Annotated in this window: 10 protein-coding genes; 6 read left to right on the top strand and 4 right to left on the bottom strand. The window is 65.2% G+C overall.

All coding sequences use genetic code 11. The features are described 5' to 3' along the window. Positions 1 to 268: 268 nt before the first annotated feature. Positions 269 to 1,009: a GntR family transcriptional regulator gene (locus AC1VXC_RS12920; protein WP_481539299.1), complete on the bottom strand. Its 741-nt coding sequence runs from the start codon at positions 1,007 to 1,009 to the stop codon at positions 269 to 271. 16 nt (positions 1,010 to 1,025) lie between these two features. Next, on the bottom strand, positions 1,026 to 2,270 hold the full coding sequence (locus AC1VXC_RS12925; protein ID WP_313174080.1) for an acetyl-CoA hydrolase/transferase family protein: 1,245 nt from the start codon (positions 2,268 to 2,270) through the stop codon (positions 1,026 to 1,028). Positions 2,271 to 2,404: 134 nt separating this feature from the next. Here AC1VXC_RS12925 and AC1VXC_RS12930 point away from each other — a divergent pair, with 134 nt between their 5' ends. The 5 genes from AC1VXC_RS12930 to AC1VXC_RS12950 are packed head-to-tail and all read left to right on the top strand — an operon-like array spanning position 2,405 to position 9,197. After that, the gene (locus tag AC1VXC_RS12930; RefSeq protein ID WP_481539300.1) at positions 2,405 to 3,763 is read left to right on the top strand and encodes an MmgE/PrpD family protein; all 1,359 of its coding nucleotides are present in this window, start codon (positions 2,405 to 2,407) and stop codon (positions 3,761 to 3,763) included. After that, positions 3,763 to 5,154 carry an MmgE/PrpD family protein gene (locus AC1VXC_RS12935; RefSeq protein ID WP_481539301.1) on the top strand — a complete coding sequence of 464 codons (1,392 nt, stop codon included), beginning with the start codon at positions 3,763 to 3,765 and terminating at the stop codon, positions 5,152 to 5,154. Before AC1VXC_RS12930 ends, AC1VXC_RS12935 begins: the two co-directional genes overlap by 1 nt. Then, positions 5,151 to 6,548, top strand: coding sequence for a phenylacetate--CoA ligase family protein (locus AC1VXC_RS12940; protein ID WP_481539302.1), 1,398 nt, complete (start codon positions 5,151 to 5,153; stop codon positions 6,546 to 6,548). Before AC1VXC_RS12935 ends, AC1VXC_RS12940 begins: the two co-directional genes overlap by 4 nt. A gap of 10 nt (positions 6,549 to 6,558) precedes the next feature. After that, on the top strand, positions 6,559 to 7,956 hold the full coding sequence (locus tag AC1VXC_RS12945) for an amidase (RefSeq protein WP_481539303.1): 1,398 nt from the start codon (positions 6,559 to 6,561) through the stop codon (positions 7,954 to 7,956). Continuing rightward, complete coding sequence (locus AC1VXC_RS12950) at positions 7,953 to 9,197, top strand: CaiB/BaiF CoA transferase family protein (protein ID WP_481539304.1); 1,245 nt, start codon at positions 7,953 to 7,955, stop codon at positions 9,195 to 9,197. Before AC1VXC_RS12945 ends, AC1VXC_RS12950 begins: the two co-directional genes overlap by 4 nt. A 233-nt stretch (positions 9,198 to 9,430) precedes the next feature. Here the strand turns inward: AC1VXC_RS12950 and trmL are convergent, their stop codons facing one another. After that, positions 9,431 to 9,910 carry a tRNA (uridine(34)/cytosine(34)/5-carboxymethylaminomethyluridine(34)-2'-O)-methyltransferase TrmL gene (gene trmL / locus AC1VXC_RS12955; RefSeq protein WP_057627589.1) on the bottom strand — a complete coding sequence of 160 codons (480 nt, stop codon included), beginning with the start codon at positions 9,908 to 9,910 and terminating at the stop codon, positions 9,431 to 9,433. A gap of 37 nt (positions 9,911 to 9,947) precedes the next feature. Further along, entirely contained in the window at positions 9,948 to 10,352 is a 405-nt protein-coding gene (locus AC1VXC_RS12960) for a hypothetical protein (RefSeq protein WP_313174069.1), read from the bottom strand. A 352-nt stretch (positions 10,353 to 10,704) separates the two neighbouring features. Here AC1VXC_RS12960 and AC1VXC_RS12965 point away from each other — a divergent pair, with 352 nt between their 5' ends. Then, positions 10,705 to 13,560: a M16 family metallopeptidase gene (locus AC1VXC_RS12965; protein WP_482995054.1), complete on the top strand. Its 2,856-nt coding sequence runs from the start codon at positions 10,705 to 10,707 to the stop codon at positions 13,558 to 13,560. The last annotated feature ends 34 nt before the right edge of the window (positions 13,561 to 13,594 follow it).

The raw sequence follows: 13,594 nt of genomic DNA on the forward strand, positions 1-13,594 counted from the left end.
TGGGCGGGCCCCCCCGCCGCTCTCCAACGGGGGCGGGGGGGCGGCTGGGGGGGCGGCCCCGCAGTCACTGGGCGGGGGCCTAGACCGCGTAGCCCGGGTAAGCGCAGCGCACCCGGGGGCTTTCAGCAGGGGCGGCAAGATCACCGGGTACCGCATCCCCCGGGTGCGCTGCGCTTACCCGGGCTACTTCCTTGGCGGGACCTAAAAGAAACCCGATGCCAGGGATCTGACATCGGGTCTCGGGTGGCGCAAATACGGGTGGCTTCGATCAGCGGTGATTGCGCGAAAGCACCATCGAGTACGCAAACCGCCCCGGTGGGTGCAGGCTGGTCGCGACCAGCAGCAGGCGGCCATTGGCATCGCGGTAACGGCGCTGCACGCGCATTGCCGGCTCGCTCTTCTTGATGTCCAGCAGCTTGGCATCGGCCGCTTCAAACGAGGCTGCATCGAATACCTGCTCCACCCGCGACAGCTTGGTCGGGTCCAGGAACTTGGCCAGCGCACGCGCGGCGCCGGCCACTTCCAGCAGTTTCTCGGTCGGCACCCCGGTGCGCACTGGGATCAGCATTTCGGTGACGGCGATCGGCTCGCGGGTCTGTTCTTCCAGGCGCAGGCAGTGCAGGCGCAGGTATTCCTTGCCTTCGTGGATGTCCAGGCGCTGCGCCATCGCAGGATCGGCCAGCTTGCGCTCGGCCTCCAGCACCTGCAGACGGGTGCTGTTGCCGTACTGCATCAGCAGGTCGACGGTGTCGATCTCGTGCTCGTAGCGCATTGCCGAGTTCTGTGCGATCACCCGCGTGCCAGCGCCGGGGCGGCGCTGCACCAGGCCGGCGCTGATCAGTTGCGCCAAGGCTGCGCGTGCGGTGTGGCGGCTGACGCTGAAGCGTTCGCACAACTCCAGCTCGGTGGGTAGCAAGGTACCAACGGCGTACTCGCCCTTCTCGATTGCCGCCTGCAATAAGTCGCCCAGTTCGGCATAGCGGGGCTTGCTGCGTCGCGTACCAGTCATATGTACAGATCCTTGTTCAAAGTCTGAGCGAGAGTTCCTGCCAGCTGCGCTGCAGGGGTTCACGGTGTTCGGGTGCGGCGATGGCGATCAGGGCCTGGGCCCGTGCATGGACATCGAGATGGCGTAGATCGGCTACGCCATGTTCGCTGACGATGCAGTCGGCATCTACGCGGGCAAGGCTTACGGGACCGGCGGGTAGCATCGGCACGATCCTGCTTTCGCCCTTCGGGGTACTGGCAGGGAGTGCAATGATGCCGCGACCGGCACTCGATTGGCGAGCGCCTTGCAGGAAATCGGGCAGGCCACCCACACCACTCAGTTGGCGTCCAGACAGGAATTCGCCGTTCACCTGGCCCAGCAGATCCACTGACAACGCGCTGTTGATGGCGGTCAGGCGTGGGATACCACCCAGTACGTTGTGGTCGTGGGTATGGCCAACCTCGCGGAAGCTGATGCTGCGCGGGGCGATGTCGTACAGCGCCTGTGTACCCAGCGCGACGCCGGCCACCACTGCATCCGGTGCTGCCGACAGCGCACCGGATTCGAGCAGGCCCAGCAGCCCGTCCGAGACCATGCCGCTGTGGATGCGCAGATTGCGGCGCTCGCGCACCGCGCGCAGCACCGCTGATTGCAGGCGGCCCAGGCCGAGCTGCAGGGTCGCGCCGTCTTCCACCAGGGTGGCGACCTGCGCGGCGACCGCGTCCATCGCGGCATCGGCAGGCGGATCGGGAATGGCCAGCAACGGCGCATCCTGCTCGATGGCGGCGGTAAACCGCGCCAACGGGATCGACGGCCCGCGCGTGCGCGGCATGCGCGGGTTGATATGCGCCAGGATGCGGGTGGCGCGCGGCCATACCGCGGGGGTGAAGTCGCAGGCAATGCCCAGCGAACAGTTGCCATCCTCGTCCGGCGGGGCCACCTGCACGAGGACGGTGTCAAAGGCCACGCTTTCGCGCAGCCAGCGCCAGGTGGCGGTATAGGTCATCGGCAGGTAGTCGACGCGGCCATCCAGCCACGAGCTGCGCAGATCGCCGCTGAGGAAGATCGTGCGCTGGCGTGCCTGTGCGTGCAGGCCGGCAAAGTCGAAGGTATTGACCGTGGGGATGTGCACGCCGGTGAAGCGCAGCCCGCCGCAGCGCTCGCTACCGCTGCGCAGCCAGTGTTCGAACAGCAAGGAATGGCCGGCACAGCCGGGCGCGAAGACTTCGGGTCCTTGCGCGAGGTAATCAAAGAAAGTGTCGACATCCAGAATTCGGGGCATGGGGCGGATTGCAGCGTTCGGGAGACGGATCATATGATATGTCCGGACAAAGTCGGTTATGCTCCTTTCACGCGGTTGCCGTTCCCACCACCCAAACCCGCTGTTGCGGGCCTGCACCGAGACCTCATCGCGCGATGACCACGCCTGCTGCCAGCCTTACCGAACAGCTTGCCCGGCGCCTGCAACGGCCGGTGGATGCCGCCGCCAGGCAACGCGCCGCGTTGTTGCTGGTCGATTGGCTGGGCTGCGCCTTGGCTGCCTTGCGCTACCCGCTTGCAAACCAGCTGCGCGCGGTGGTGCAGGCGCAGGCCAGTGGCAATGTGGTTGCTCTGGGGGCGGGCCGGCGAACTGCCGCCGACGCCCTGCTGCTGAATGCCGCACTCGGCAATGTGCTGGAAATGGACGATGTGCATCGGGGGGCCATCCTGCATCCTGGCCCGGTAGTGATCCCGGTTGCACTTGCTGCGGCGCAGGCCGAAGGCGCGGATGCGACGGCGCTGCTCGATGCCATCGTGCGTGGCTATGAGGCCACGATCCGCGTCGGCCGTGCGTTGGGCAAGGCGCATTACCGTTACTGGCATCCTACCTCGACTGCTGGCGCCTTTGGTGCCGCCACAGCGGCAGCATCAATACTGCGCCTGCCACAAGAATCGCTGGCCGACGCGCTGGGCAATGCCGGCAGTCGCACCGGCGGGCTGTGGCAGATGCGCCACGAGCCGGTGCCGACCAAGTCATTGCATAACGCAGAGGCCGCACGCAGTGGCTGGCTGGCGGCACAATTGGCGCTGGCTGGCATGCGTGGGCCGCGCGGGATACTGGAAGGCGAGCAGGGGCTGTTTGCCGCTACCGCGCCGGACGCCGTGCCGGAACTGGTGGTTGCCGATGAGGACGACTGGCTGATCCACAGCACCAGCCTGAAGCCGTGGCCGGCCTGCCGGCATGCACATCCGGCGATCGATGCGATGCTGGAAGCGATGGCGCAGCTCGATGTAGCAGACATTGCGCAGATTGAACGCATCGAAGTACGCACTTATGCCGAGGCCTTGCGCTTCTGCGACCGCGCCCAGCCGCAGACCGAGCTGGAGGCCAAGTTCAGCCTGCAGCACGCGCTGGCCTCGATCCTGGTCAATGGTCGGCCGCAACTGGAGCACTACACCGCCGAAGCCTGCAGCGATGCCGAGCTGGCGCCGTGGCGACAGCGCATCGCGTTGATCGAGGATGCAGCCTGCAGCCAACGCTTCCCAACGCACTACGGCGCCAGCGTGCAGCTGTGGCTGGCCGATGGCCGCAGCGTGCAGGCCGAGCGCGTCGATGCCTGGGGCGACCCGGAATGCCCAATGTCGGCCGAGGATGTGCTGGCCAAGGCGCTGGCCTTGGCACAATGGGGTGGCGTATCCGCGGGCCTGGCGCAACCCCTCTTTGGGCAGGTGCAGGCGCTGGCCGAAGGCGGCAGTCTGGATGCCTTGAACGCCATGTTGGCGCGGGTGGCCTGATGCGATTGACTGAAGCATTGTTGCAGCATGCAAGCACGCTGCGTTTTGACGACCTGTCACCGGAAGCGGTGGCGGCAACGCGGGTCTTCGTGATGGATTCGGTGGCGGTGGGCATCTCCGGCTCCGGTCCGCAGGTGCCACTGACCCAAACTGTTCGACGCACTGCCGCGAGCTTCGGCAGCGGCAATGCCGCGCGGGTCTGGGTGACCGGTGAAGCCATGCCTGCAGCGAGCACGGCGATGGTCAATGGCTACCAGATACACAGCCAGGAATTTGATTGCGTACATATGCCGGCGGTTGTGCATCCACTGGCGGTGGTCCAGTCGGCGCTGTTTGCCGCCGCCGAGCAACGAGCGAATGCTGATGGTGTGGCGGTCGATGGCAAGGCCTTGATCGCAGCGCTCAATGTTGCGGTCGATGTAGCTACCTTGATCGGCATCAGCGGCCGGGCACCGATGCGTTTCTTCCGCCCGTCGATGTGCGGCGCACTGGGTGCGGCAGCGGGTATCGCCCACCTGCACGGCGCCGATGAGGAGCTCCTGCGACGCGCGCTCGGCCTGACCTACAGCCATCTGTCCGGCACCATGCAGGCACATGTGGAAGGTTCGCCGACCCTGGCCTTGCAGGTCGCATTGAACGCGCGCGCCGCCTTGAGCTGCTGGGAGCTGGCGCGCAATGGCTTCCCGGCGCCGCGCGAGATGCTGGAAGGTCCGTTCGGCTACCTGCCGTTGATTGAAGGTGAGTTCGACGTCGGCCCGGCGCTGCGGAAACTGGCCGCACGCGAAGCGCAGATCCTCACCGTCAGCCACAAGGTGTTCCCGACCGGCGGCGCCGCGCATGCCGCGCAGGACATGCTGATGGAGCTGCGCCAGCAGCACGGCCTGAATCTGGACAATGTTGCCCGCATCGAATTGCAGGCACCGCCGCTGGTGCGCCGGCTGGTCGGCCGCAGCTATCAGCCCGCGATGGAGACGAGCTACGCACGGCTCTGCCTGCCATTCCTGCTGGGCACCGTCTTGCTGGATGGCAAGGTCGGCCTGTCGGCGTATGCGCCGGAGAAGTTGGCCGACGCACGGCTGGCGGCGTTCGCCACGCAGGTCAGCCTGATGCCGAATGACTGCGAAGACCCCAATGCACTGGTGCCGCAGTCGATCACGGTGACCCTGCGTGATGGCCAGGTGTTGCACAACCACCGGGATGCCGCCATCGGCTCGCCGCAACGGCCGCTGTCGCGCGCCCAGCAACTGGAAAAGTTCCACCACTGCCTTGACCACGCCGCGCGTCCGTTCGATGCCGGCCACCGCAATGCCCTGATCTCCCACTTCGACCACCTGCAGGACATCGACGATGTCAGGCGGTTGGTCGACCTGCTGATTGTCGAGACCCCATGAACTACGCCACCTATTTCGAGTCGTTCGATGTCAAGGAGCTGCTTGAACAGTTCCCGCTGGACCAGGCTTTCACCGACAAGTTCAAAAACATCAGCCGCGAGGAACTACGTGCCGAGCAGAACGCGATGTTCCTGCGTTGCGTGGCCCGCGCCTGGCAGATCCCGTTCTACCAGCGCCTGTGGGGCAATGCAGGCATCAAGCCTGAAGACATCCAGAGCCTGGATGACATCACCAAGCTGCCGGTATTCGGCAAGCACGAAATCATGGCGTCGGTGGAAGCCAATCCGCCGCTGGGTGATTTCCACGGCTGGCAGGACGGCACCGAAGCCGGCAACAAGCCGCTGGTGTTCCACACCACCTCCGGTACCACCGGCCGCCCGCAGCCGCTGGTGTTCTCGCCGCATTCGCGCGAAGTGCAGAGCCTGCTGCTGGCGCGCCTGTACCGCTGGCAGGGCATGCAGCCCGGTGACGTGGTGCACTCGGTCTACGGCCACGGCATGATCAACGGCGGCCACTACGTGCGCGAGGCGGTGACGCACTACACGCAGGCGCTGTTCTGCTCGGCCGGCACCGGCATCGAGATGCGCTCGGCGCAGCAGGTGCAGCTGATGAAGAACATGGGCGCCAATGTGATTGTTGGCTTCGCCGACTACATCAAGAAGCTGGCCGACGTGGCCCGCGAGAACGGCCTGGTGCCGGGCAAGGACATTCCGGTGCGGATGATCTGCGGCCACCTCGGTCGTGAATCGCGCGAGTCGCTGTCGGCGGCCTGGGGCGGAGTGGAGCTGTACGACTGGTATGGCGTGGGCGACACCGGTGCGATTGCCGGGCAGGGCCCGGACCAGGATGGCCTGTACCTGATGGAAGACGCGCAGTACGTCGAAATCCTCGACGTCGACAGCGGTACGCCGGCGGCTGACGGTGACACCGGCGACATGGTGGTCACCTGCCTGTACAAGGACGACATCTACCCGATCATTCGCTTCAACACCCACGACGTGACCCGCGTGCTGACCACGCCGTCGTCGCTGGGCATGAACCTGCGCCGCATCGAGGGTTTCCTCGGCCGCAGCGACAACATGGTCAAGATCCGCGGCATCAACGTATTCCCGCAGGCGATGGCGCCGGTACTGGAAGAACACGCCGCGTTCGCCGGTGAGTTCATCTGTGTCGCCAGCCGCGACGAAGGCGGCCGTGATGATCTGGCCGTGCACGTCGAAACCCGAGGCGCACTGGATGACGCACAGCTGGCCGCGGAGTTCGCTGCGTTGCTGCGCCAGCGCCTCGGTGTTGAAATGAGCATCGTGCTGGCCGCCCCGGGTGCGCTGGCGGCATTGACCGGTATCGAGGTACGGCAGAAGCCGGTGCGCCTGATCGATAAACGTTTCGCTTGAGGAAGACCGCGTGAGCAAGGCCGATGCGCAGTTGTTGAGCATGGACATGACGGCGCAGGCAGCCTTGCTGGCTGCCGGTGACGTCAGCTGCACGGAGCTGATCGAGCAGCAGCTGGCGGCCATTGCCGCCAGCCAGGCGCAGATCAACAGCTATATCCACATCGATGCGGAAGGCGCGTTGGCTGCGGCCGCGCACTCCCAGCAACGCCGCCAACGTGGCCTGGCGCGTCCGTTGGAAGGCCTGCCGATCGCGGTCAAGGACAATATCGATGTGGCCGGCATGGTCACCACCGCCGGCATGGAAACCCGTCGGCACAGTGCTCCGGCTGTCACCGACAACCCTGCCGTGGCGGCATTGCGGGCGGCGGGTGCGGTGATTGTCGGCAAGCTCAACATGCATGAAGCGGCGATGGGCGCCGACAACGACAACCCGTTCTACGGTGCCTGTCACAACCCGCACAGGCACGGTCATACGCCGGGCGGTTCCAGTGGCGGCAGCGGTGCAGCGGTTGCGGCGGGCTTGTGCGCAGCGGCGCTGGGCACCGACACCATGGGTTCGGTGCGCATCCCGGCAAGCTATTGCGGCGTGGTTGGGCTCAAGCCGAGCTGGGGCGCGATCAGCACGCGCGGCACGGTGGCCCTGTGCCGGCGCCTGGATCACATCGGCCCGTTGACGCGTTCGGCGCGTGACCTGCGTCTATTGCTGCAGCTGATGTCCGGGTTCGATCCGGACAGCGCGCAGTCGCGCTTCATCCAATACGCAGCACCAGATGTGCAGGGACTGCGTATCGGCGTAGTGGACCTGTTCGACGCAACCGATGTCGCGCCAGACGTGCAGGCCGCATTCGAGGATGGGCTGCGCGTGCTGGTTGGCCTGGGCCATCAACTGAAGCCGTTGGCGGCGCCGGCATTTGCCTCGGCCCGCGCACGTCGCGCCGGCCTGCTGATGAGCGAAGCCGAACTGCTGGTCGAACACGCCGATGCCTGGGCCGGTGATCGCAGCAAATTCTCGCCGTTGCTGGTCAAGCTGATGTCCTGGGCCGAAGGCCGCAGCGCTGCCGAACTGGCTGCCGCCTCGCAACTGGCCGACCGTGGCCAGGTGCAGCTGCAGCAGTGGCTGGCGCGTTGCGACGTGCTGGTGATGCCGACTGCGCCGCAGCGTGCATTCGCCTTCGGCACCCCGGTGCCGGCCAGTCAGGCCGACCTCACGGCTTACGCCAACCTTGCCGGCAACCCCGCCTTGTCGGTACCGCTGCCGGTAACTGCGGGAGAGTTGCCCGCCGGCATGCAGCTGATCGGCAATGTGGGCGACGAACTCACGCTGATTGCGCTGGCGGAGGCGTTCCAGCAAGCGATTGGCTGGCAGCCCGCGCTGCCGGAAGCCTGCAAGACCTGGTGGCCGCAATGAAGCTGCTCGATGGTGTTCGTGTTCTCGACCTGTCGCGCATCCTTGCCGGCCCCTGGGCCACCCAGGTGCTGGCGGACTTCGGCGCCGATGTCATCAAGGTCGAGCGGCCTGGCGTGGGCGACGATACCCGCAGTTGGGGGCCACCCTATCTGAAAGACGCCGAGGGCAATGACAGCAGCGAGTCGGCGTATTACCTGTGCGCCAACCGCGGCAAGCGCTCGGTGGCGATTGATTTCACCACCGCCGAAGGACAGGCGCTGCTACGCGAGCTGGTCGTGCACTGCGACGTACTGGTGGAGAACTACAAGGTTGGTGGCCTGAAGAAGTATGGGCTGGATTACACCAGCGTGCAGGCCATCAACCCGAAGCTGGTGTATTGCTCGATCACCGGCTACGGCCAGGATGGTCCTTATGCGCAGCGCGCTGGTTACGATGCGGCGATCCAGGCCATTGGCGGATTGATGAGCGTCACCGGCGAACCGGACGGCGCGCCGGGTGCAGGCCCGCAAAAGGTAGGTGTGGCGGCGACCGATCTGATGACCGGGATGTATGCGGCGACGGCGATCCTGGCTGCGTTGCGTCATGCCGAGCGTACTGGCGTGGGTCAGCAGATTGATCTGGCATTGTTGGATACCCAGGTCGCCTGGTTGGCCAACCAGGCCTCCAACTATCTGATCGGCGGTGTGGTGCCGACCCGGCAGGGCACGGCGCATCCGAACATCGTGCCGTACCAGGTGATGCCGGCCGCTGATGGCTATTTCATGTTGGCGGTGGGCAACGATGGCCAGTTCGCACGCTTGTGCGGGGTGATCGGTGAGCCGGAGCTGGCGCGCGATCCGCGCTATGCCAGCAACAACGCACGGGTTGCTCACCGCGAGATATTGGTGCCGCATCTGCAGCAGGTGTTGCGCACGCGGCCGGCGGCTGAGTGGTTGGCGGCGCTGGAGAAAGCGGTGGTGCCGGCCAATCCGGTCAATCGCATCGATCAGGTGTTTGCCGATCCGCAGGTGCAGGCGCGTGGTTTGCGGATCGAATTGCCGCATGCCGGCGGCGGCAGTGTGGCGATGGTGCGCAACCCGCTGAAGTTCTCGGCGACGCCCTTGCGTCATGAGCAGGCGGCGCCGGTGCTGGGGCAGCACACCGCTGAGGTGTTGGGTGAGGTTCTTGCTGTTGATGGCGAGCGGCTGCGGGTGTTGCAGGAGCTGGGTGTGGTTGGGTTTGCTGCTGAAGCTAAAAGCTAAAAGCTAAAAGCTAAAAGCGTTACCCCTCCCCAACCCTCCCCTTGGCTGCGCCAAAGGGAGGGGGCGCATGCCTGCAATCTGTCAGGTCGCCGCGACCCGCTCTGCTCCCTCCCTTTGGCGTAGCCAAGGGGAGGGTTGGGGAGGGGTGCTTTTGGCGATCAATTGTCAGCCGACGCATTGCCAGCTTCGCGGCTTACGCCGCTCCCACAAAAATAAAAAAAACAAAGCGCCAATCACGCCCCGCCAGGGAACCCCTGCTGCCGCCACGCCTCATACACCACCACGGCGACCGAGTTGGACAGGTTCAGGCTGCGGTTGTTGGGCTGCATCGGCAGGCGCAGGCGGTGGCCATCCGGCAGGGAATCAAGCAGGTCCTGCGGCAGGCCACGGGTCTCGGGGCCGAACAGGAAGGCATCGCCATCGGCGAACTGCACGGTGTCATAGCGAACGCTGGAGCGGGTACTCAATGCAAACAAACGCTTCGGGGCGATGCGCGCCAAGGCGGTTTCCAGGTCCGGATGGACCTGCATCTGTGCGTACTCGTGATAGTCCAGGCCGGCGCGCTTTAGCTGCTTGTCACTGAGGTCGAAACCCAAAGGCTCGATCAGGTGCAGCCGCGCGCCGGTGTTGGCGCAGAGCCGGATCACATTGCCGGTGTTCGGCGGGATCTCGGGCTGGTAAAGCACTACATCGAAAACAGGGGCAGAAGTCATCGGCGCAGTTTACGCCGGGTATTGCGTCATCGCTGGCTTAGTTGGAAACCATGCCCTGCGCGACGACCTTGCCGATGGCTTCGGCGGCGGCTTCAGCAGCCATGGCCTGCACCTGCTCCACCTCCGGGCGGACGGTGATGGCCGGCAGCGACACCATCCATTGGCCGGCACGGGTGCCGATGGCGACCGGGCTGGCGGAGGCCAACTGGCTGGCGGTCTGTTCGGCCATCAGTTCGACGATCTGACCGACGGTCGGGCGGACCTGCACGACAGCCAGGGTCGGGATGTTGCTGTTGGCTTCGTGCTGGGCCTGCGCCAGCTGATCAGCGGAAGGGCGGACCTGTACGGCGTCCAGGGTGACGATATCCGAAGCCTGGACCGAAGAAGCAAAGCCGGTGCTGGCGACCAGGGCGATGGCAAGAGCGAGAGACTTGGCGTTCATGGCGGGACCTGTTTGGTGTGTGTGGTCAGTGGTGTGGTAGTAAGGTAGTACAGTGATTTTCGTAGTGCAAGAACTTTCGCTGTTTTTTTTGATTCGTTCAGCAATCAGTCATTTGTTGTCTGAAGTGATCTGGCTGCGAGTAATGGGCAGCAGGATGCGTGCCAATCGCATCTAGTTGATAAATAAAGATTTATTTCTCATGGAAAGTGTCCGCTGTCCGGACACTCCCCGCGTCTGCAGTGGCCGGACGGACACTGGCGCAGCTGCTTCGTTACCCATGACGCATGGCGTATGCCGTTGTGACGGTGCCCGGTTAGGATCTGCGTTCACCTTCATACCCAAGGGAAATGGAATGAACGCAGCTATGCCCCGTACCGCCTTGTTGACCCTGGCCCTGAGTGCCGCCCTCGGCGGATTTGTTGGCATGCCACTGGTTGCGGAGGCCAAGCCGGCCACCACCGCTGCGTCGGTGGACATCCCGTATGAAGAGTTCACCCTGCCCAACGGCCTGCGCGTGGTGGTGCACACCGACCGCAAGGCACCGATCGTGGCGGTGAACATCTGGTACCACGTCGGTGCCAAGGACGAACCGGCTGGCCGCACCGGCTTCGCACACCTGTTCGAACACTTGATGTTCCAGCGCAGCGAAAACCACGACGGCGAGTTCTTCGAACCCTTCAAGCAGGTCGGCGCCACCGACCAGAACGGCACCACCAATACCGACCGCACCAATTACTTCCAGAACGTGCCGACCACCGCGTTGGACATGGCGCTGTGGATGGAGTCGGACCGCATGGGCCATCTGGTCGGCGCCATCGATCAGGCTGCACTCGATGAGCAGCGCGGCGTGGTGCAGAACGAAAAGCGTCAAGGCGAAAACCAGCCTTACGGCCAGGTCTGGGACAAGCTGACCCGCGCCATGTACCCGGCAGGTCACCCGTACCACCACGGCGTGATCGGCTCGATGAACGATCTTAACGCCGCCTCGCTCGACGACGTCAAAACCTGGTTCCACACCTGGTATGGCCCAAACAACGCGGTGTTGGTGCTGGCCGGTGACATCGACGTGGCCACCGCCAAGGAAAAGGCTGCCAAGTTCTTCGGTGACATCCCGGCTGGTCCGACCATGGCGCAGCCGGCGGTGAACGTTGCGCAGCGCGCTGCCACCACCCGCGAAGTGATGACCGACAAGGTGCCGCAGGCGCGCATCTACCGCGCCTGGAACGTGGCCCAGGTCGGCACCACCGATATCGATCAGCTCGACTTGTTCTCCTACGTGCTGGGCGGCGCCAAGTCCTCACGCCTGGATCAGCGCCTGCTGCACAAGGACAAGCTGGTCGACAACATCAGCGCGATGACCGATGCCTCGCAGCTTGGCTCCAACTTCCTGATCATGGCCACGGTCAAGCAGGGCGTGGACCCGGCCAAGGTCGAGGCGGCCATCGACGAAGAACTGAAGCGACTGATCGCCGAAGGCCCGACCGCCGATGAACTCGAGCGCGCCAAGGTGCAGTCGCGTGCCGGCTTCGTGCGCGGCATCGAGCGTATTGGCGGCTTCGGCGGCAAGGCCGATGCACTTGCACAGTGCGCCGTCTACGAAGGCAACCCGGGTTGCTTCCGCACCTCGCTGGCCAATGTGGAAGCCGCTTCCGCTGCAGACGTAAAGGCGGCCGGTGCCAAGTGGCTGGGCGTTGGCGATCACACCCTGGTGGTCGAACCGGGCGAGCGTGTTGCCTTGGCCGAGCTGCCGTCGGTCAAGCCGGCGCCCTTCAACGTGCCGGCCGTGGACAGCAAGTACAAAACCCTGCCGAGCCAGGTCGACCGCAGCGCCGGCGTGCCCAAGACCACCAGCTTCCCGGAACTGAAGTTCCCGCAGCTGCAGCGTGCAACGCTGAAGAACGGCACCCAGGTGGTGCTGGCCGAGCGTCACGATGTTCCGGTGGTGCAGTTCAGCTATGAGTTCCCGGGGGGCTTCACCGCCGACCGTGGCCGCAAGCCGGGCACCGCCAACTTCACCATGGGCATGCTGGACGAAGGCGCTGGCCAGCTCGGCTCGCTGGCGTTCGCCGATGCCGTGGAAAGCCTGGGTGCCCGCGTCAGCGCAGGTGCGTCGTTGGATGGTTCCAACGTGTACCTGTCGGCACTGAAGGAAAACCTGGCGCCGTCGCTGGCGCTGTATGCCGACGTGGTGCGTGCACCGCGCTTCGAGCAGGGCGAGATCGACCGCATCAAGGCCACCTGGATTGCTGGCATCCAGCAGGAAAAGGCGCAGCCGAACGCGGTGGCGATGCGCGTGCTGCCGCCGCTGCTGTACGGCGCCGGCCACCCGTATGCGATTCCGTTCACTGGCAGCGGCAATGAAGCGGCGATCCAGTCGCTGACCCGCGACGACCTGACCTCCTTCCACAAGCAGTGGATTCGTCCGGAAGGCGCCACCCTGATCGTGGTCGGTGACACCACAATGAAGGACCTGGTGCCGCTGCTGGAGCGCAGCTTCGGTGACTGGAAGGGCGAGGGTGCACGGCCGAAGGTGGAGGCGCTGACCAATGTGGATCGCCCGCAGGCATCGCGCGTGTTCCTGATCGACCAGCCGGGCGCGGTGCAGGCCAACCTGTTCGCCGGTCAAGTGGCGCCGTCGACGATGGACCCGGGCACCACCCGCTTCGACATCGCCAATGGCGTGCTGGGTGGCGACTTCACCTCGCGCCTGAACATGAACCTGCGTGAGGACAAGCACTGGTCCTACGGCGCGCGTTCGTCGGCCTCCAATGCGCTGGGCCAGCGCCCGTGGATGGCGGTGGCACCGGTACAGATCGACAAGACCGGTGAGGCGATGAAGGAAATGAACGCCGAGATCAGCCAGTTCGCCAGCGGCCAGCGTCCGCCGACCGATGCCGAGGTCAACCGTATCCGCAACATCCAGACGCTGAGCCTGCCCGGTGCCTACGAAACCGCATCGGCGGTGATGAGCACCATCGGTGGCATCGTGCGTTATGGCCGCCCGGACGACTATGTGTTCAAGCGCAAGGCCGAGATCGAAGCGATGACCCCGGCGCAGGTTGCCGAGGCCGCCAAGACCCTGGATCCGTCCAAGCTGACCTGGGTGGTGGTAGGCGACCTGAAGCAGACCGAGGCCCCGGTGCGCGCCCTGAAGCTGGGCGAAGTGACCGTGATCGACGCCGACGGCAAGCCGGTGGAGAAGAAGTAAGCGGCAGGGCGCAGCCGTCTTGCGCTGAAGCCTT

This window comes from Stenotrophomonas sp. STEN033 (assembly GCF_056856655.1).